The sequence below is a fragment of the Streptomyces filamentosus genome (assembly GCF_014654895.1).
GTDB classification, from domain to species: domain Bacteria; phylum Actinomycetota; class Actinomycetes; order Streptomycetales; family Streptomycetaceae; genus Streptomyces; species Streptomyces filamentosus.
Window position 1 is genome coordinate 1,332,966 of the sequence record NZ_BNBE01000003.1, and the last position, 20,031, is coordinate 1,352,996.

Below are 20,031 nucleotides of genomic sequence, written 5' to 3' on the forward strand. Positions count from 1 at the left end.
CAGGCGCCCGCCCCGAAGGGGTTATGCGTGCAGGTCAGCGGGGAGCAGGAGCGGGCGGGTGGCGAGCCGACGCCGCCGCGGCCGGTCGGCGCAGCAGCATGTCGGTGAGGGGATGCCGCTGCTCGGGTGTTCCGCGCAGCAGCGGCGTGAAGATCCGTCCGAACGGGCCGTGCTCCTTGAGCTGCGCAAGGGTGGTGACCCCCACGGAGAGGTTGCTGGCGAGCCGGGACAGGCGGGGGTCGACTCGCGTGAGCGTGTACAGGTCCTCGGTGCGGTCGGCGAGGCGTTTGGCCAGGGTGGGGCCGGGCGCACCGTCGAGGACGATCAGCAGGCGCGGGAAGGCCGGGTACGCGTGCTGCCACGCCGGCCGGGTCGACGCCGCGGAGCGCCGAGCCCGGTCGGGGTGCTGCGGCACGAACTCGTACAGCCGCCCATACGCGGAGACCTTCTTGGCGAGCTCGGCCGCGGTCATGGTGGCCCGGTCGAGCTCGATGAACACGTTCAGCATGGTGCGCGCGCCGCGGTGGACGTGGACGTAGTGCAGGACGGCGTCGGAGATCACGTGATCGTCTTCGAAGCGGCGCTGCCCGTCGCGGATGCGGTGGGCGACCTCCGGGGTCCACGACAGGGGCGTGCAGTCATGCCCGAGCCGGCGCGCGTGCTCGACGAACGCGATGCCGGCCTCGTTGACGGCCAGGGTGTGGGCCTGGCGCGTGCTGGCCGCCGACTCGGGTGTCACCCGGTAGCGGCGGGAGAAGACCTCCGCCGCCTGTTCCACGGCGTCGGCACCCGTCTCGGTCAGGAACCACACGTAGGGACGGTTGAACCCGTGGCCCGGGCTGGCCTTGCCCTGGGCGCGCAGACGCTGGACGAGACCGCCCTCCTCGAGGGCCACCAGCTGCCGCCGCAGGTAGGACGTGCTGTGAGCAGTCGGCGTCAGCAGCCTTGCGAGCTGATCCGTGGTCATGAGGCGGTGCTGGTAGAGCAGGTCGAGGGCCGACTTGGCGACGGCGTGGAAGCTGAGGGTCCGCTGCGGGCGGTGCAGCAGTTCGGGTTCGGTCTGGGTGCTCATCCGACGTGTGACCCCTTGGTCTTGGTGAGGTAGGTGACGTTGCTGGGGGCCGGCTCCTGCTCAGCCGGGCCCTGGCCGTCATCCGGCGGCTCGGGGCCCTGATCGTCGGCCGGCGGCTCCCCGGGACCGGGATCGTCGTCGTCCGGCGGGGGCGGCGGCAGCGTGGCCATGAACATGCGGATGCGGGTGTCGAGCCTGGCGAGGTCGTCGAGGATGTCCCGCACCCGGCGCCGGCGCAGGTTCTCGTTGACCGCGGCGTCCAGGCGGTGGACGTCGTCGGGGCGGTGGTAGTCGCTGTAGACGTCCTCGACGCTCGCGCCCCGGACCCGGAAGGGGTCGCTCTGGCCGCCGTCGAGGGTGACGGACATGACGTAGTGGTAGCGCTGCAGCTGCGAGATCGTGTCGGGCGCGACCTTCTTGCCCCAGCGCCGCACCACCATCTGCGCCTCGTCGATGTCGCTGGCCGTGGTGGACAGGATCGACAGGTTCTGCAGCAGGCCCTGCCTCGTCGTTGCCGACAGCCGCTGCGCCATCTGCGTCATCGCCAGGAGCTTCACCTTGTACTTGCGCAGCTGCTCGGCGATGGCGGCAAGGGTGCCCTTGCTCGCGCCGTCCACCGCAGTCAGCTCGTCGATGAAGGCGTAGAAGTCCTTGCGGTCGGCGACGGGCATGGTGCGCCGTGACAGCCCGGCGCGGAACAGGTCGTAGATCAGCAGGCAGGAGACGATGCGGTCGGTGTCGCCGGTGCCGGACGGGCACACGAAGACGACGTTCCCGTTGTCCATGGCGTGCCGGATGTCGTACGTGCTCAGCGAGGACCCGAGGAACCCCTTCAAGGCGTTCGAGCTGTCGAGGCGCTCGATGATGTTCGTGACGACCGGAGTTGCCTCGTTGGAGTACTTCGGATAGGTCTGCACCCAGAAGTCCCGCAGTGTCTTGGGCAGATACGGCACGACCGCGTCTCGCCACACCTCGTCGTTGAGCAGGGTGCGGATCTGGAATATCGTCGGCGCCAGCTCGGGCTTCCCGGCCTGCGACAGCATCCAGGACAGATGGGCGAGGGTCTGGACCGACCGCGTCAGGATGGTCTTGGCCCGCCCCGCGGAGTCCGACCAGTTCAGAGCGCTCGCGAAGCCGGTGACGATCGCGTTGACGATGTCCGGGATCTCCTCCTCGCCGCGGTTCTCCATGGACAGCGGGTTCCAGGAGCCCACCATCGCGTCCAGGTCCGGCGACGTCAGGTCGATCTCCCACAGCCGCGGCTCGATGTGCGGATGAGCGAGGTAGGGCCGCGCGCGCTGCCAGCCGTCGCCGTGCGGGTCCAGGAAAAGGGTCCCGTGCCCGTTGTGAGCGAGCGCGATCGCCTGCACCAGCGACATTTCCGTCTTGCCGTATCCCGCCTTCCCGAGGAACAGCCCGAACAGCAGGTAGGCCAGGGGCAGGCCGGCCAGCCGCTCACCGCCGCCGGGCTTGGTCACCCACCCCAGGGGAAGGAGATCCGCCTGGCCGGTCCACGTGGGCAGGCTCGGCGGCGGCGGGGGCACCACGCCACCCGAACGGGCGACGTTGGCCGCCATGTTGTGCTTCGTGGCGGGCTTGAGCAGGCCGGCGAGCTCCGCGCCCGTCACCCAGCTGGAACGCCGCGGCGCGAACTCTCCGGTGACGAATCGGCGGTCGAAACTGCGCCGGTAGAGCCGCGAGTCCGCACGCAGCCGCGTCACGAGCAGGTTCAGACCCACCGGGCGCAGGTGATTGTCGCCGGCCCAGCTTTCGAGCGTTGCCATGATCTGCTCCAGCAGTATCCGCGGCCGCGCCGGATCGGAGGAGCAGGTACGAATCAGCATCTGGAGGGCGAACACCGGATCCGCGCCCGGACCGAACTTGCCCATGGCCGCCTTGACGTCGGACACAGTCGGCATGCGCTGGCGCTGAGCGGGGCGCTGGCCGCCGCGGCCCTGCTGCCCGCGCATCTCCGCGGCGATCTCGCTTCCCAGGGACGCCAGGCGGTCCAGGCCGAACCCGCCCCCCGAGCCCTGCTGCGGAAGGCCGGGGATCGCCGGCATCCCGCTGGGGTTGCGACGGGCTCGCGCCAGCAGGCGGCTGCGCCGACGGCCGACCCGGGAGGGCGATATCGGCACCAGGTCCAGGACGATGTCCGCTCGTTCCCCCAGGTCCTCACGCACATCCGCGACCGCAGCCGCGAGCGCCTCCAGCGGATCGGGCTTGATCGGCACCTCGCGCAAGGCGAGGTGGTCCGGCAGTGCCAACGCCAGCTCGGCGCGGGCTACGTGCTGCTGCTTGGGCGTGTCCTTGCGCGGTTTGGGCCTGCGCGGTCCGCGTCCGTGACCGCGGGGGGATGTCGCCTTCTTCTTGCTCACCACAGACTCCTTCGGGGGGTCACGCCGCAAGAGCGGTCTGAGAGCTGGTGTCGAGGTCCGCGCCGAGACGGATCTCCGGACGCTCGGAGCTGGCTACTGCGGGACCGACCGCCCGCATCTCGCACTGGCTGTAGCTCTGGTGGCGAAGGACCGACGCGGCCCGGGCCGGCCCTTCAATGCGCATGGTCAGCAACCCGCCCTGGGACAGCAGCCGCACACGCACCGCCGTGCCGCGCACAGGGGTGAAGGCCCAGCGCGAGACACTCCGCTGCGCCTGGGCCAGCTGCTTGGCGAAACGGAGGACGTCCTCGAGCACCGGGTCGAAGCCGGTGGTCGGGAGGAGCTCGAACGCCTGCCGGTCCTTGAGCGGCTTCCGGCCGAAGCGTCGACGCGCGACGGAAACGGAGATGGCGACGACCACCGGCACGGGAATCAGCCACCACACGTTGCCGGTCAGCCAGGTGAGGGCGGTCTGCCCGTACGCCGGGAGGTCTTGTCCGACTTGGATCAGCCGGTCGATGACGTCGTTCGTGGTCATCGGGCGGCTCCTGGGCGCGGGAAGGCCGGAAGGAGAGAGGCAGCAGGCATGTCGGAACTCCGGGGAGACGGGGAGTGCGGATGCCTATAGAGGTGTGGTTTCGGACGTCCGTGTGACATTGAGTCCGAATAAACTTCGCCCGCCGTCGCCTGAGGAGATGCTGGTTGCCCTGTCGCCTCGAACGCTGAGCGAATCTCACCGAACGTTGACGGATCGCAGTTCGTCTCATCGAGCGCCGAGTGCGCAGGCCAGGAGGGGCCGCAGCGGTGCCCTGCTCCTGTCGACGTATTGGGTCACGCGAGCGAAGCACGGAGCGCTCGGCGGCGCGGCGGCTGACCCGGTCGGAATCAGCGACGCAGCGGGCGCAGCCTTGGTGAGAGAGGTGAGAGACGGCTCGGCACGCCAGCATCCGGGCCGCTCATGTCCCGTCTACGCCGAACGGGCCCCCTTCTCAAGGGAGGTGGCACGCCCGCGAAACGCCTTGCCAGCCCGCCCGACCGCGCAGAGTTTCACCAGCGCGGTCGGGTCTCATTGGCAGAAGAGCGCCGGCCTCTCCTTGAGAGGCCATGACGAGGCGTGCAGGTCAGATCTTGACGCCTTGGCTGCGCAGGTAGCGCAGCGGGTCGATGTCCGATCCGTACCCCGGTCCGGTGCGTATCTCGAAGTGCAGGTGCGGGCCGCTGACGTTGCCCGTGGCGCCGGAGTAGCCAATCCGGTCACCGCCCTTCACCTTCTGCCCATCCATGACGATCAGTGAGGACAGGTGCGCGTACTGGGAGTACTTGCCGTCCCCGTGCCTGATCACCACCTGATACCCGTAGGCGCGGTTCCAGCCGGCCGTGACGACGGTGCCCGGTCCAACTGCGCGGATCGCTGTACCGGTGGGCACGGGGAAGTCGATGCCGGTGTGGTAGCCGCTGGACCACATAGAGCCTGACACGCGGTACCCGGTGCCGATCGTGTCGTTGGCGACGGGCGCCACCCAAGTGCCCGATACCCCGCCTGTGCGCGGCTCGGTGTAGTTCGGCCGCTTCATGATCAGAATGCGTGACTTCCAATACGAAAGAGGCTCGATCCGGACGTTATGTCCTGTTCTCGGGGCGTCGATGACTTTGGACTCGCCGATGTACATGGACACATGCTCCGGGTGGGCGGCGCTGCCCCCTGTGAAGATCAGGTCGCCGGGGCGCAGGTCGTTCACCGACTTCACCAGCGTGCCGATGCCGACCTGGGCGTAGCTTGTGCGGGGAAGATTCACCCCGACCTTGCTCCAGGCGTACTTGACCAGGCTTGAGCAGTCGCACCGGTTGCCGTCGGAGAACGGTGGCTTGCAGTTCCCGCCGAAGAGGTATGGGGTGCCCAGGGCTTCCTTCGCGCCGGCAACGACGCTAGCGAGACCGTCGGAAACCTTTCCCTCCATCGGGGCGGCCCACTTCTCTGCCCTCTCCCGGATCTCGCGAACGTATCGCCTCGTCTCTTCGTACGGCGGGATGCCGTTGTACTTCTGTACCTTGAACGGGCCGGCGTTATACGCGGCCAGCATGTTGTCCGACTTGTCGCCAGGAACGTTACGGACGTCTTCGGCGAGGTCGCAGTCGTAGTCGACGGCCGCCGGCACCGCGTCGACCGGGTCCCAGACGTCCTTGTCGCCGTCTCCGTCGCCGTCCTTGCCGTGGGTCTTCCACGTACCGGGAATGAACTGTGCGATTCCCTGGGCCAGGGGGACCTTCACCTTGGTCCCGTCCTTCTTCTTGACGATCTTGTAGGACTCGGCCTTGGGGTCGAAGCTGCTCTCCTGGTACAGCTGCGCGGCCAGGAGGGCAGGGGTCACCTCGGGACATCCGTACTTGCTGATGGCGTTGTAGATCAGGGTCCGCAACCAGTCCGGGACATCGGCGCTCTTGGAGATGCCGCCGCCGAAGCCGGCGTTCTGGATGTCATTGCCGGTGTTGTCGCTGCCGAGCTTGGTCACGATGGCGATCACGGCGGCGACGATGAGGGCACAGAAGCACAGCCAGGCGATGCCGAGGTTCATAAGGGTCTTCTTCACCGCGGTCTCCTCAGGCGTTCACGATCGCGGCGACCCGCCACGCGCCTGCGGGCTCGTGGCGCATCTCGAGTGCGAGCTGATCGTGGGAGCGAGTGGCCGGCTGCCCGGCAGCGCGGGTCGTGCAGGTGTAGAGGAGCCGCACGTAGGCCCGTGTCGTTGTCGCGGAGGGGGCTCCGTCGGGGGTGGCGACGCGATCTACAACGCAGGTCACGCGGACTTTGCCTGCGGTCCACTGCTGCCACAGCCGCGTGGACCGGTCGCCCGGCTCGCGCAGTTGGGCGGCGAACTCGTCGGTGGCGTACGCGGCCGCGCGCCGGCCGGCATCGCTGAAGGAGACGTCGTGTCCCGGGCGTGCGTCATGCGAGGCCCACGCCAGGACGAACCGACGTGCCGTGTCGGCAGCCTCCGGTGGCACCGCTCCCGGAGCGGACGGCTCCTGTTCCGCCGCCGCGGTGCCCTGCGACGTCGGCGTCGGACCGGCTGACGATGTGCTGGGCGCGGAGGAAGCGGGTCCTGGAGAGGCCGCGGCAGTATCCGGCTCGGCAAACGGGGCGACCCGGCCGCGGTCGACGACCAGGAGCAGGATCCCGGTGATCGCCAGGAGGGCGGCCGCGGCGAAGAGCGCAAAGATCTTCCAGAAACCTGACTTCTCGGGCTGGGATGCGGGCATGGACACCTCCTGTAGGCGAGGCAAGGCGAGGGAAGTTCGGGCGCGGGGGCCAGCTCTGTGCTGACCCCCGCGGTGATCGCTCAGCTGCGGCGTCGAGGCGGACCGGCAGGCCTCGTGGCCCTACGAATGGCGCGCGGGGCCGTGGGCGGAGGAGGTGCCGGCGGGTCATCGCCCCGCCTGGGCATGGGCGGGAGGCTCAGCACGGGCATCGAGATGGACGCCGGGTCCGCTGCGGGACCGGTCGATGAGGAACCGGCCCCCGACGGTGCCGGGGCTGCGCCGGGAACCGGGGGAGCGGTGGCGGCTGCGCGTGTGCCGGGAGGGTTGGACGGCCGGGTCGTGCCTGCCAACGGCTGAGCCATCCCGAGTTGCGCGTTGGCTGCATGACGGCCGACGAACCGCGCGGCAGTCTGCACATTCCGGCGGTACTCGCTGCGGAAAGCCCGGGTGCTGTCGACCTTGGCGGTGACCCGGTCAACAGCCCGGTTCTTCGCCGCGGTCAGCTGCCCCTTGAGTGCAGATGCACGCGCGGCTGCGGCAGCGCCGCCCCGCTTGGTGGCGGCGATTCCACGGGGAATTCCGACCGGAGCGCCCGCAGTGGCGAGAGTGGCGACCTTGGTCGCCTTCCAGCCGAAGCGAGCGGTCGCTGCTGCGCCCTTGCCGGCCATGAGGGTGACGCGTCCGCCGCGGGACTGCGACAGCTTGTTCGTGGCAGCCGTGGCGAGCCGGCGGCGCAGTGCCTGCTTGGCGGCTCCCTGGGCGGCGACCTTCGCGGCGGTGGCGGCACCGCCGGTGCCCACGGCGGCTGCGGCGTTGGCTGCCAGCCGGGCCGCGGAGCGCAGGCGGCCTCCGCGCTTGCCTTGCTGCGGCGGCCCCATCCACATCTGCTTGGCGCTGCGCCCGGCTCGGGCGAGCGGCTGGGTGACCTTGCGTGCCTCGCCGCGTGCCTCGCCGAACAGCTGCTTGATGCCGGGGGCGGTCTCGGCGTAGCGGCCGAACTGGTTGAAGACGCTCTGGCGGCTGCCGCCGACCCGGGCATTGGCCAGGCGGCGGTTGAGGTTGACGCTGACCTGCTTCGCCGTCTCCTTGATCTTCTTCTGGCCGACGAGCCCAGCGACCGCGGCCAGGTCGAGGCAGATGAACTTGACCGCGAGGATCTCCCCGGTGTCCGCGTCGATCAGCGCGATGATCACGACGATGAAGACGGCGAGGAACAAGATCGCGAGGATGACGCCGAGGATCGCCTTGACGATCGCGGACACCCAGCGCCACAGCACTCCGCGGCCGCCGCCCGGCAGGATGCCTGCGGCCAGGGCCCAGTGGCCCTTCATCGCTTCGAACGCCAACCAGCCCTGCGAGACCAGGAAGGTGCCGGTGACCAGCACCATGAGGACGGACACGATGATCGCGGCGAGAGCGACGAACGCGGCCGAGAAAGTCATGTCGGCCGATGCCTTCTTCGCGTCCCCCTTCTTGACCTTGCAGACCTTGGTGAAGTGCTCGCCAGAGTTGGTGAGCTGGGCTGAGTAGGTGGCTTCACCCGTGGGGTTGATCCGGTTGGCTTCGTAGAAGTCGATGCCCATCTGCTCGAAGTTGTATTTGACCAGCGATGCCTCGGCGAAGGCCTTCGAGCAGGCAGGATCCTTGAACGTCTTGCCGTAGAGCATGAGCTGGGTCGGCTTGACGATGAACGCGTCGACGAGGGCGTCGGTGATCGGTTTGGAGACGTTCTCCGGCTTGGTGTCTCCTGCGGGGTTCTGCGACAGCACGACTGCGCTCACCTCGAGCGACAGGTCTTTGGCCTTGCCGACCATCCCCTCGTCGCTCAGCAGCATGGTGGAGCTGCCGGGAGACGGCTGGTCGTGCGTACCCAGCAGTACCTGGGCGGGGGAGAGCAGCACCGTGGTGGCCACGGCGGCCACGACCAGGGACATGCCGGCCTCGGCGAAGCCGCGGCTGCGGTTCTTGAACAGGATGTGCCACGCCGCGTACAGGCCGGAGAAGAGTAGGAAGAGTCCCGGCAGGCCGAGGCGGTTGATCACCTGGTCACGCAGGCTCGTGGCGATGTCGTCGGCAGGCTTGACGAGCATCTTGGCGAGGCCGAAGTCGAGCGCCCAGTCGATCAGCCAGCACGAGAAGCCGATGAACCATTTGGCGATCCCCATGAAGAGCTGCGAGAGCAGGTTCCAGATCTTCAGGTCGATGTCGTTCCAGTCGCCTGTGTCCGAATCCACGCTGTACGCGCTGATCGGGACGCCGTCCCTGTCCTTGACGTTGAAGGGCTGCAGCAGCCCGTCGGAGGCGTCCTTGGGCGACTTGCTCAGGTCCTCGACCGGACGGTTCTCGTCGCCCGGCTGCGTCGCAGGCGGCGTCAAGCCGGGCCGGGGCTCCATGGGGTTGTAGGAGTCCTCCGGCTCGGGCTTCGGCTTGTCCTTGCCGGGCTCGGGCTTCGGCTTGTCCTTGCCGGGCTCGGGGTTCGGCTTGGGCGTGGGCTTGTCCGGCTTCGGGGTCGGTTTGGCGTCCGGCGCGGTGGGCGCCGGTCCTGGCTGCGGATTGGGGACCGTGTCGGCGAAGGCGACCGCGGCGGACAGGCCCAGCAGCAGTGCCAGGGGCACGGCTATGAGCCAGATCCGCAGGGCGCGGCCGCGCGGCGCGGCACGGGGGGCGGACTTCATGCGAGCGCCCCTTCGAGGGGCACATCGACGGCCGGCTCGTCCTCGTCCATCTGACCCGGGGTGGTGTGGATGGCGTCGGCGGCTTCGTCGTCGGCCGGGATGAGCACCTTGATGCCGCCGATGCGCCGGCGCAGGTCGCGGTAGAGGCCTTCGCCGGCGCGCAGGCTGCGCTCGGCGTCAGAGACGTTGAGTGGGCTCAGGTTCTCCGTGATCAGTTTGATCATCTCGTCGTCGGCGGGGTCGAGGTCGATGAATTCGAGGCAGCGGGCGGCGAGGGTCTTGCTGCGGTGGCGGAAGACGAAGATGTGGCTGAGCAGGGCGCGGATCTTGTCGCCGATCTCGTTCTTCGGCCCGATGTCGTACGGGTCGTGCGAGCCCGCGTAAACCCCGGCGTTGTGCTTGCGGCCGTCGGCGATGATCTCGAGCAGAAGGTTGGAGCCCTCGGCCGATGCAGTGAGCCACCAGCACTCGTCCAGGAACACTCCGGTGAACTCCGCCGGGTTGGAGAAGGCGACCTCGCGGCACAGCGCGGTGATCAGGTACATCAGGCGCCAGCCGAAACGGGTCTCCACCTCCAGGCTGCGCAGGCGGTGCTCGTCGAGTTCCTCCTTCCGCGGCAGGGCGAGGCGGTCGACGGCGAACACGATCGAGTCGGCGTTGCTGATCCTGACGACCGGCAGGTTCGGGTCGAAGATCGTGCGGCCTAGGTCCTTCTTGGCCAGGGCCCGCATCTTGCGGACGAGTTCGGAGGCCGCGGCGCGCACGGCGATGTCGTTCGGCTCGTCCGGGTCCGGGGTCTTGGCGCGCAGGCCGAGGTTGGTGATGAGCGAGGTCATCGACGGGTTGGGGCCCCGGCGCGTGGTCTCGATGGCCTCGGCGAGCGTGACGCCTTCGACCGACATGCTGGCGATGTCGAGCAGGGGCGTGAGGAAGGACTCGCAGTAGCGGGCCGCGCGGGGGCCGCGAAAGACCCGCAGCGGGTCGAGTGAGACGCCGGCGGTCTCGTCGACGCGGATGATCTGGGTCTCGCCCGGGCAGGCCAGGGCGAAGCGGCTCCATTCCTGCTGCGGGGTGCGGTCGATCACCAGGGCTCGGCCGCGGCTTCGGGCCTGGCCCGCGCGGTGCCCGGTGGACAGGATCGAGTACATCGCGGTCTTGAGGGCGACACTCTTGCCGGAGCCGAGCTCGCCGACGAACGCGGCACTCGCGCTGGCGTTGACGCGCGGACCGTGGCTGAAGTCGATGAGGACAGGGCGTACGCCGCCGCCGGACAGCTGCAGGCCGAACAGGGAGCCGGTGTCGTCGCCGAGGTTGGCGCCGCTGAACGGCATCGCCATGGCGAAGTCCCTGGCCAGCAGGTACTGGGTGAAGTCGAGGAGTGGCCGGGGCGTCTTGGTGCCGGGCAGCATCGCGTGGAAGAGCGGCACCTGGTCGCCGACGGGACGGGTGAGGGTGTAGTCGTTGCCGCCGAAGTGGTGCTGCAGGGAGGCTGCACGTTCGTTGGCCTCTTCCGGGGTGGCGCCCCACACGCAGGTGACGACGGAAGCGCGGATCTCGACCTCGGTGGCCGAGGAGGTCAGCCGGTCGCGGTACTCGTCCAGGGCGAAGGCGGCCTTGTCCAGGCTGGCGGGAACGCCGGCGGTCTCGCCGTCGTACTCGCCTCGCTGGTGGGCGAGCTCGCGCTGCTGCCTGCGGGACTTCGGCTCGGCCTTCGCGCCGGCCTCGATGTTCAGGCGCACCGCCCAGTCGACCGGGAAGCCGAAATCGTCCAGGGCGGCCAGGTACTCCGAGCCGGGGAACCGGAAGCTCTCGGGCATCTCGGCAAGGACACTGAACGCCTGGTAGCTACTGCCGTGTTCGGTGGTCACCTTGGCGTACCGGCGGGCGAAGGGGTTGGACGGACCCTTGCGGCGCTGGCCGCCGCGACCGCCCTCGTCGAGAACGACCTGAGTGTGGGCGGCGATGGTGTGCCCCCGGCCGCGCAGGCCGCGGGGTGTCCCTTCTTCGGGGAACAGCGGCTCGTCCAGGCCGCGTCGTGCCGCGTGTCCGTAGATCCACAGGATCTCGGCCTCGGTGGCGGCCTTGAGCTTGATGCCGCCCGGCCACGAGGCGGCGAGGCGGTTGGCCTGGAGCAGGCGCTTGGCTTCCTCGGCCGTGGAGACGGGCGGACTCGGCAGGCCGAGCGCGGCCATGACCTCGACCTGGGCGGACGAAGCAACAGCCTTGGCGGTCTGCTTGAGGTCCAGGTGCGGCAGGGGTATCGCCAGGAAGTCGACGCGCCCGGTGAGCTCGAGCCCGTCCAACTGATCGAGCACCTTCAGAGAGAGGTCGACGTACTCCGGGCTTTTGTCCCAATCGACGCCGGCGGTCATCCGCTTGACGACGGAGGCCGCGTCGACCTGCGGGCACAGGCTCAGCAGCAGGGCATCGCCGCGCAATGCCTTGAAGAGAGCCTCGAGCGCGTCGAGACGCTCCCTCTTGGTGGCCTTCGAGCCGTGGGTGTAGTTCTCGCTGTCGACCTTCCACACGCCCCACGTGGCGGCGTTGGTCGTCCAGATGAGGTGGCCGCTGATGTGCCGGACGGGGAGACGCATGGGGGAGTCCTTCGTGAACAGGGCGCGCGGGGCAGCGGCGCTAGGAACGGGGGTTCTGGTCCTCGAGCGAGGCAAGAAGGCTTTGCAGCTGGCTGCGCCCGCCGGTGCGCGGCGCCGCCGTGCGCGCGGAGTTGGCCGGCGCGGAGGGCGCCGCGGCGGCCGCGGGGCCGACTGTCCGGCGCACAGGCCGCGGTCCCTCGGCGCGCGGGGCCCGCGCCGGCGCGACGGCAACGGGTTCGTCGGTGGGCTGGCTGGTGACACGGACGGTGCAGGTCGTGCGTGTCAGATGGGGGCGGGACTGCCGCTGCGGGCGGCCGGCGAGCCGGCCGCCCGCCGGCGCCGAGGCGTAGACGAGCAGGGACCGCAGCGCGCGCGCCGGGTCCCGGCCGTCGATGCGCGCGTAGCGCAGAACCCAGGCCAGCCCCCATGGGAGCGCGATCATGATCAGGATGTTCGCGAGACCGAAGTGCGCCCACAGGGCCTGCGTCAGGGCCAGGCAGCCGAAGACGACGACCATGGTGACGATCTGGGTGATCGTGTACGGGCCTCCCGGGATCCGTCCGGCGCCCGGGAGCTTGCCGATGACGAGCGGGTGCCTGCGGGCGCGGGTGTAGGAGTGCCCGACGAGGTCTTCCTCAGAGGCACTCACAGCAGCGCCCGCACGTCATCGGGGCCGAGCACCTGCACGGAGGCGCTCGCCTTGTCCTGGATCTCCGAGCCGACCTTGCTCTGCAGCGACGGCAGGTTGGCGATGCCCCACAGCACGAGAGCGCCCAGGAGGAACGCGACGAGCGTGGCCACCCAGGACTTGGTCCTCCAGTACGCCATCGCGACGGCGGCGAGCACCATGACACCCACAACCAGCTTGATGAGCGCGCCGATCTGGTTCGTCTTGAGAGTGGCCCAGTCGAGCAGGTCGCCGGCGAGGACCACGGTGTTGGGGTCAGCGGTCAGCGTGTGCATGAACGATTCCTCTTTCGGTCGTGGCGACGTGGTCAGCTGCCGGACGGCGGCGCGGAGCCGCCGGGCGTGGAGGGAGCCGAAGGAGCAGAGGGCGCCTGCGAGCTCGGTGCGCTGGACGGCTTGCTCGTTGCGGCGGTGGCCGGGGCGTCGTCGAGGGAGGAGACCTCCCAGCGCCCGGCGCGCGCGGTCAGGCCAAGCGCGTAGGTGAGGGGGAAGGTGTTGCCGTCCGCGTCGGTGGCGTCGATGGAGACCAGCAGGCGCCTGCGGATGCCGTCGCCGGGCACCTTCGTGCCGGCGTTGTCCTTCGAGTTGTCCTGGACGCTGGTGAGCTTGATCGAGGTGTAGGGGGTCGGCACCACGGGGGAGAGGTGGACGCCGGGAGACGTGTAGCGGTCGAGCTCGCCCTGGCCGGCGACGTACGCCTTCAGGAACGAGGCCGCGGTGTCGGACGCAGGGTCGGAGCTCCCGCTGCCCCGCGAGGTGGGGTATCCGAGGTCACCGGGCTTGAGCGCGGTCGGGGCCGCGACCTGCGCCGGCAAGGACACCGCGGTGTACGCGCTGGTGTCACCGGACCCGGTCGACTGCACGCCGACCCGGAAGTACTGAACGCCGGCGTCCGTGTAGCCGCCCTTCTTGGACTTCGCCGCGACGTTGACCGCCACGGTGACGCTCCAGTAGCCGGGGGAGACCTCGCGGGCGTCCATCGCCTGGGTCCGCAGGGCACTTCGAGTCCCGGCCGGGTGGGTGAGGGCCACGCTGCCCGAGTAGTACGGAGTCAGGTTCTGCTCCGTCCCCTCGCCCGCCTCCAGGTAGGCGCCCACGAACAGCTGCGCGAAACCGGCCGGGCCGGTGGAGGCACTCGACTCGACTGCGGGTGCCGCCTTGGCGGCGGTCTGGGCAGGCGCCGACGAGCCGAACAGGGCCATGGCTCCGATCAGCGGGCCGGAGGCGATCAGTGCCCACGTGCCTGCCCGGGCCAGACGCGTCAGACCGGCGAGCCCGGCCGTGCTGGTCTTCCACCCGATGGACTGCTGCTCGTCGACGTCGTCCTGCTCGGTCTGGGCCGGCTCGCTGGTCTCGGCGACCGAGTCCTCGGGCCAGTCCTGCTGCTCGCGACGAGCCCTGCGGCGCGCCCGCTTCACGACACGCTCCGCTGGGCCTGGGCGGTCAGGAGCTCGGCGATGCGGGACTTCAGCTGCTCGGGAGTGCGCGCCTTGAGGACCTCCCAGGACTGGAGCGCGGGTTCGGAGTCGTTGTCGAGGAACTGGCGCATCTGCTCGTGCACGGTCCGGTCGAGCGGGTCGCGCACCAACGCGGTCCCCAGGCGGGTCGCGGTGATGCGAGCAGAGGCCACGCGGGTCTCGTCCTCATCGGCCAGAGGGCCGGAGCGGGCGGGACCGGTGTAGGGGGCGGCAGCCATGGAGTACTCCCGTGAAAATCGGTGGTCAGAGTGGGAAGGGGGCCGTACGTGGATCACCCGTAGAGGTGTGGTTTCGGCCCGCCGTGTGACAGGGGAGGGCGGAAAACTTCAGGCAGCCGACTGCCGCGCCTGGAGCGCCGCCTGGCGCAGCGGGCGGACGGCACGACTGGCCCGCTGACGCAGGCGCGCGCCTTCACTGCCCATCGACCGCCGGGTGCGGGGGGTGCGGTCGGGGGTGGCGGAGGAGTCGAGGTAGTAGCTCGCGATCCGCTGCGCGTCGGAGATCTTCAGTGCCTGGATGTCGACCGCCCACACCACCAGGGAGAGCAGTTCGGCGCGGGGGTCGTCGGAGCTGAGCTCCGGCTCGTCGCGGCTGACGATCTCCAACTCGACCGCGCGCACCAGGCAGTCGGCCAGCTGGGCCTGCGTCGCAGGGTCGGGACCGCCGGACGGCAGCAGCGCCGCAGTTCGGTCGCCGGCGAGCGGCAGCAGCGTGTCCCCTATCTCCTGCAGCACCGAGCGGTTGTCGTAGTCGGCGGCCAGGGTCTTCTGCGCCAGGACGAGCGTGTCCATCGCGATGTTCGCGAAGACGCCCCGCGGCCGCCGCTCGAGCGGGTAGGTGCCCACGACTTCGAACAGCGCGCTGAACATCGACGAGACGATGTCGTCCCACCGGATGCCGTCGCGCTGCTGCGTTTTCGCCATCGACACGGCCTTGGGCAGCATCACACGCGCTGCAGTGCACCAGGCCAGGTCGCGGTCGGACCCCGATTCCTGGACACGCCGCAGGAGGAAGAGCATCGCCTGGTCGTGCTGTTCCCAGGCGCCACGACGGAAGAGACCGGTGATCCGGTCCACCACGTCCTGCGGGGTGTGAGCGCCCTCGAACGGGAGGTGTTCGTCCGACCAGTGCGCGACGGCGTCGCCGGCGCGGGCGCTTTCGCACAGGACCGCCCAGTCGCGGTTCAGGCTTCGCAGGGTGCTGGAGCCCTCGTCAGTGGCCGAGGCGGACAGAGAGCTGTGGGTGTTGGTGATGTGCGACATCCGTGACCGTCCTTCGTCATCCGGTGGGGATGCCGCTGACGATCTTTTGACCCCCCTTGTCCGCGGTCTGACCCCGAAGGGCGGCGAGGACTGACAAGGCGAAACACGGCGAATCACGCTCTGCGGCGACGCGGGCGGCACACCTGGACAAGGGGTGCGCACCAGGTGCGCGCGGCGGTGCGCGCACCTGAACAAGGGAGTGCGCACGGGTGCGCACCGGTGCGCACCCGTGCGCGCCGGGAAGGCGGAAGGCGCGCGCCGGTGCGGTCCGACGCCGCACCGCACCGGCGCGCCGTGCGTTTCGCCGAGGGGTGCGCGCGTCTCGCCGGTGCGCGATGTGGGCCGCGCCCGTGCGCGCGATGGATCGAGCGTCGCATCGTTTTGCGCTGCCGGCGGACGCCGGTGCGGCTCACGGCACGCGACGCGCGGGCACGTCGTGCCCACCCCGGTGGTGCCCTCAGGCCGGAGAGCCTGACGCAGAGTCACTGGCGAGAGGGGGCAGTGCAGTGCCGGGCTTCATGATGCGAACCGCTGCCCGCCGGGGCGGCCGCTGCCTGGCCGAGGGCTCCGGCCTGTGGTAGCGGACGTGGACAAGGGGGGCATGCCGGAGGTAGCAGAGGTGGACAAGGGGCGGAGGGATAGATTCCGCGAGCTGGACAAGGGGGTGCCGCTGTAGGAACCAGGACGTGTCCCATGGGCGCTGGGCCGACTATGCGGCGTGCCCACACGACCTGTTGCGCCTGTCAGCGGTGACACATCGTCACCGGCGCCCGCGGGGGTGAACGGTGGTGCCGACGGCTTCCTGGAATACTGCCGACGCTCTGGAGTACCGGCGCACGGTGCGGTGCAAGGTGCGGCGGACTGAGCGCGCGCCGACTCCGGGGATACGCGGCGCGCCCCGGGGCGGTCATCAAGTGCGCGCTGGAGGGAGGTGAGGGAGAACCCCGTGCGCACCGTGCGCACCGAGGCGCGCGCACCACGGTGCGCTGTTCGCGCGCCGGTGCGCGCACCGTTGGCTGTTCGCGCGTCCCGCCGCGCGCCCAGCCGAGGCGAGGGGACGCGGCCGCGCATCATCCGGCAGCCTCGGCGCGCAGCTCGCTGGCCCTGTGGCGCGCGCACACCCGGCGGGTCGGAATCGCCGGCCGGTCGCATGTCTCCCCGAGCCAGCCGGAGCACCGTGGTGCCGGGCCAGGAGGCTGTGCGACGGGCTGCGCCGGCTGGCCCGCTTCCCTGCAGGGCCTGCACATCTGGTCGACGAGTGCGGGGCCGACCAGCCGGATCCGGCAGCCGCACTCTCGGCAGACGGAGAGGGCCGCGGGAGCCGGCGGGGCGGCAGCGTTGGCGAGCACCGGGCGCCGCCGCCGCGGCGGCGCGCATTCGGTGCAGCCGACGCCGGGCCCGCCCAGGCCGTGGTCGGGGCATTGCCCCCGTTCGATCCGGTGCTCCCGCTCGCGCTCTCGTAGACGTGCGGCCCGGATGTCGGCACAAGCCGCGCAGGGCTCCCCGCTCGGCCACATCACGCCGCTCTCACAGGCAAGATGCCCGCAGCCCCACCTCGGCAGAGCCACCCCCATCAGCCACCGGGCAGGGTCCTTGACGTCCGACAGAAACACGCCGGCGAAGCGGGTACGCAAGCGCTGCCGGAGCCTGTCGGGGGCACATCCGTGATCGAGCTGGCGGCCGACCTCGCGGGCGATCCGCCGCTGCATGAACGTGTTGGCCTGCTCGTAGAGCACCTGCACGGGTTCGAGGACCTCGACAATGCGCGGATGCAGGGTCAGCTGCGGGCCGTCGTAGTGGCCGCGGGAGGCGGGGGATGTCTGGGAGCGGGGTGGTTCCTGGCCCGCGCGGAGCGCGAAACCGTCCTGGGCCGGGTCGTGCGCAGTGTTCGAGCCCGAGTTATCCACAGGCCGAGCGCCCTTGTCTACCTGTACTTCGCCTACGGCGGGTGAGTCAGGGCGGCGCTCGTCATCAGGTCGGTCAATCCTGTGGTCTTCCCTAGTCGCGAGCGATCCCTCACCAGCTTCCAGACCCGATCCCTCATCAAGTTGTGAAGACGACGAGGTGCTCTCCACAGGCGAGAGGGGGCGGGCGCCGCCCGGGGCCGGGGGTACGTCGTGGGCGATGAACTGATGCCGCCCCTGCACGCCCGACCTGCGCAGCACGCTCACCCAGCCGGCATCCTCCAGAGCATCCACGACCTTCCCCGCAGACGTCGCGGACAGCGTCGTCCCCGCGCACGCACCGGAGTGGTGGTAGAGATGCCCGGCGAGCTCGCCTTCGGTGAGGGGAATGCGCTGTGTCTGGGCGAAGCAGAGCACCGCGTACGCACGCAACTGCCGCGGGGAGAGGTCCTCGCACGCGGCGACCGGCAGCCAGATGAACCGTTCGTCCCGGTGCATCGGCCGTACACGGCGCTGCGCCGTGGTGCCGCATCCGCCGGGCAGCGACCGTCGCCGGTTGACGGGGAGCTCGATCACCCCGTCCGGCCCAGGCCTGCGCAGTTGGGCAATGCCGCGTTCGACGGAGGACCGCGACACCCCGAGGTACGACGCGAGCACCGCGGCGCCTGCGGTGCAGCCTTCCGGGCGCTGCCCGAGCGCCTTGATCTTCATGTAGACGGACAGAGCCACGTCGGCGTAGTGCGGGGACTCCACCAACCGCATCGGCACCTTGACACGCTGACGCCGTACAGGCGCCTGGGCGCCAGATACGCAGGACGATTCCGCGGACCGCGGTCGAGGCACCGGACCCGCACCGGAGCTGGTGGTGAGGAGCAGAGAACTGGACACACTTCTCCCGCGCACCGTCGCCGGAGTGACGATCCGTCGACGGTGCGCTCGAGCCGCTGCCTCTGCGAGATGGGGTGCAGAGGCGGCCTTGCAGATGGGACCAGGCGCTCCGCTGCGATCAGAGGGGGATGTCAACCCCCGGCGCGCTCGCGGTACAGCGTGCTGTGCCACAAGCGCACCTGCTGACGGGCGGCGTGTGCCGTGCAGCAGAGCGCGGACAGCCTTGACCGAGGAGAGAGGGATGCGCGATGCGCGCCCTCGGCCTCGTGGTCAAGAGCGGATCAGCCGGCGAAAACCGTTGGACAGAGCGAGGAGCCCGCTCTCGGCGCCGTCATCGACGACAGCGGAGCAGAAGATGCCAAAACCCCCGAACCGGATGAAACGGCAGTCACGGAATGTGACAACGAGGTGACGGCTGGGGGATCAATGGCCGAGAACGGTGGTCCCGGGCGCCTGCTGAGCTGACAAAAGCCATGGCGGTACTGCAAGATGTACTCCGATCGCCCTGGTGCACTCCAGGGATGACAAAGGCCCTTCGGGGTCAGCCCCTCGGGGCTAGCTGCTGGGAGGCAGTGATCATCCAGGCCGAGAGGCCTGGCTCTTCGCTCGGACGGGGCTGGTACCCCGTAAGAGCGGTGACGGCCGGCTGAGGAGCTGCTAACTCCGAACCGGCGGGGAAGGGCGAGGAGCGCTCCTTGCTAGGGAGCGCCCGCCCGAGACTTCTACGACATGCCGCCCTCCTCGGTGAGGGCGGCGAGCGATGTGCGGTGTCCGCACAGCAAAAAGCCCCGGCTCGACGGCGTCGTGGACGCAGCGTGGAAGCCGGGCTGACTGTGCATTTGTGCGTGGGTGCGGGTACGCTCCACCACGAGACACCGCCTTATCCGGTTTCTCGAACCCGATATACGCCCCCGGACTTGCTCAAGGTCTGGGGGCATCGTGTTGTCAGGGCTAGCAATAGATCAATCGATGGTCACCCTATCCCCAACAGCACCGGAAGTGCACAGCCTGTGGACGGACCGGTACATGCCGCGCGTCGCGCTGATCAGGGGTCACCTCACGGCCCACTCTGCCTAGTTGGGGATCTTCCCTGAAGAATCGGTCAAACTGACTCTATCGGCGCGGATGAGCAGGAACTCGCAACTCCGGATCTGCTCACCGCTGTAGCTCACGCGCCGGACCGTAAGCACCGTGACCGCACGCGACTTGAGCAGGACTGCCTCCTGGTCGGACGCCGGCCGCGCCGAGACGGCGTGCGCGTGCCCGGTCTCGGGCAGGCCGGCCTCTTCCAGGATCTGGTCCTCGTCGACGTGGTCGGCGTCCAGGAGCCGGCGGGCGAGGTCGGTGATGCCCTGCGGGACGTACATCTCCCGAATGGCCCAGGGGGTGCCGCCCCGGCTGAGGACGCTCTGTCGCAGGATGACAGCGGATTCCGGCGGACTGCCCAGGGCCGCCGCCACGTCGACGGGGGCCTTGCGTACGGCGGTGGTGACCATGTCGCTCCGGTCATCGGCCTGCTCGGGGACAGGGTGGACGTGCCCTCGCTTGTCGAGGCGCGCCTCGAAGGCGGCCGCGGGGGACAGCACCATGTAGCCGACCTTGGGGATCGACCGCACCAGGCCCTCCTGCTCGAGGAGATCCATCGCGCCGATCAGCGTGTTGCGCGCGCACCCGAGCTCCTTGGCGAGCTGGCGCCCTGATACGACGACGCCGGCGGCGAGCGAGGGCGAGCCGTCGTGGATCTCGTTGCGCAGGCGCTCGGCGAGGTCGTGTCTGCTGGTCGGGGGCGTGGCCATGCGGGACATCCTGCCGTACAGCCACCCCGGCGCGGGATG

The 20,031-nt window shown here is 69.9% G+C and carries 14 protein-coding genes; all 14 read right to left on the reverse strand.

Translation table 11 applies throughout. From position 1 onward, the window contains the following. Positions 1 to 34: 34 nt before the first annotated feature. A complete protein-coding gene (locus IE326_RS33585; RefSeq protein WP_190044190.1) occupies positions 35 to 1,072 on the reverse strand; it encodes a replication-relaxation family protein in 1,038 nt (345 codons plus the stop codon). Then, the gene (locus IE326_RS33590) at positions 1,069 to 3,450 is read right to left on the reverse strand and encodes a type IV secretory system conjugative DNA transfer family protein (protein WP_229915772.1); all 2,382 of its coding nucleotides are present in this window, start codon (positions 3,448 to 3,450) and stop codon (positions 1,069 to 1,071) included. Before IE326_RS33590 ends, IE326_RS33585 begins: the two co-directional genes overlap by 4 nt. 19 nt (positions 3,451 to 3,469) lie before the next feature. Continuing rightward, positions 3,470 to 3,988, reverse strand: coding sequence for a hypothetical protein (locus IE326_RS33595; RefSeq protein ID WP_190044192.1), 519 nt, complete (start codon positions 3,986 to 3,988; stop codon positions 3,470 to 3,472). 583 nt (positions 3,989 to 4,571) lie between these two features. Next, positions 4,572 to 6,038, reverse strand: coding sequence for a peptidoglycan DD-metalloendopeptidase family protein (locus IE326_RS33600; RefSeq protein WP_229915773.1), 1,467 nt, complete (start codon positions 6,036 to 6,038; stop codon positions 4,572 to 4,574). Positions 6,039 to 6,048: 10 nt separating this feature from the next. Beyond that, positions 6,049 to 6,708: a hypothetical protein gene (locus IE326_RS33605; protein ID WP_190044193.1), complete on the reverse strand. Its 660-nt coding sequence runs from the start codon at positions 6,706 to 6,708 to the stop codon at positions 6,049 to 6,051. A gap of 80 nt (positions 6,709 to 6,788) precedes the next feature. Then, positions 6,789 to 9,383, reverse strand: coding sequence for a hypothetical protein (locus tag IE326_RS33610; RefSeq protein WP_268983051.1), 2,595 nt, complete (start codon positions 9,381 to 9,383; stop codon positions 6,789 to 6,791). Beyond that, positions 9,380 to 11,977 carry an ATP-binding protein gene (locus tag IE326_RS33615; RefSeq protein WP_190044194.1) on the reverse strand — a complete coding sequence of 866 codons (2,598 nt, stop codon included), beginning with the start codon at positions 11,975 to 11,977 and terminating at the stop codon, positions 9,380 to 9,382. Before IE326_RS33615 ends, IE326_RS33610 begins: the two co-directional genes overlap by 4 nt. 40 nt (positions 11,978 to 12,017) lie before the next feature. Beyond that, positions 12,018 to 12,626: a hypothetical protein gene (locus IE326_RS33620; protein WP_190044195.1), complete on the reverse strand. Its 609-nt coding sequence runs from the start codon at positions 12,624 to 12,626 to the stop codon at positions 12,018 to 12,020. Further along, complete coding sequence (locus IE326_RS33625) at positions 12,623 to 12,940, reverse strand: hypothetical protein (RefSeq protein WP_190044196.1); 318 nt, start codon at positions 12,938 to 12,940, stop codon at positions 12,623 to 12,625. The genes IE326_RS33620 and IE326_RS33625 overlap by 4 nt, the downstream gene beginning before the upstream one ends. A gap of 32 nt (positions 12,941 to 12,972) precedes the next feature. Next, on the reverse strand, positions 12,973 to 14,082 hold the full coding sequence (locus tag IE326_RS33630; protein ID WP_190044197.1) for a conjugal transfer protein: 1,110 nt from the start codon (positions 14,080 to 14,082) through the stop codon (positions 12,973 to 12,975). After that, positions 14,079 to 14,360 carry a hypothetical protein gene (locus IE326_RS33635; RefSeq protein ID WP_190044198.1) on the reverse strand — a complete coding sequence of 94 codons (282 nt, stop codon included), beginning with the start codon at positions 14,358 to 14,360 and terminating at the stop codon, positions 14,079 to 14,081. The genes IE326_RS33630 and IE326_RS33635 overlap by 4 nt, the downstream gene beginning before the upstream one ends. Positions 14,361 to 14,468: 108 nt before the next feature. Further along, entirely contained in the window at positions 14,469 to 15,404 is a 936-nt protein-coding gene (locus IE326_RS33640) for a hypothetical protein (RefSeq protein ID WP_190044199.1), read from the reverse strand. A gap of 1,070 nt (positions 15,405 to 16,474) precedes the next feature. After that, positions 16,475 to 18,070, reverse strand: a complete 1,596-nt coding sequence (locus tag IE326_RS33645) for a hypothetical protein (protein ID WP_190044200.1) — start codon at positions 18,068 to 18,070, stop codon at positions 16,475 to 16,477. A 1,199-nt stretch (positions 18,071 to 19,269) separates the two neighbouring features. After that, positions 19,270 to 19,992: a GntR family transcriptional regulator gene (locus IE326_RS33650; RefSeq protein ID WP_190044201.1), complete on the reverse strand. Its 723-nt coding sequence runs from the start codon at positions 19,990 to 19,992 to the stop codon at positions 19,270 to 19,272. Between the last annotated feature and the right edge of the window lie 39 nt (positions 19,993 to 20,031).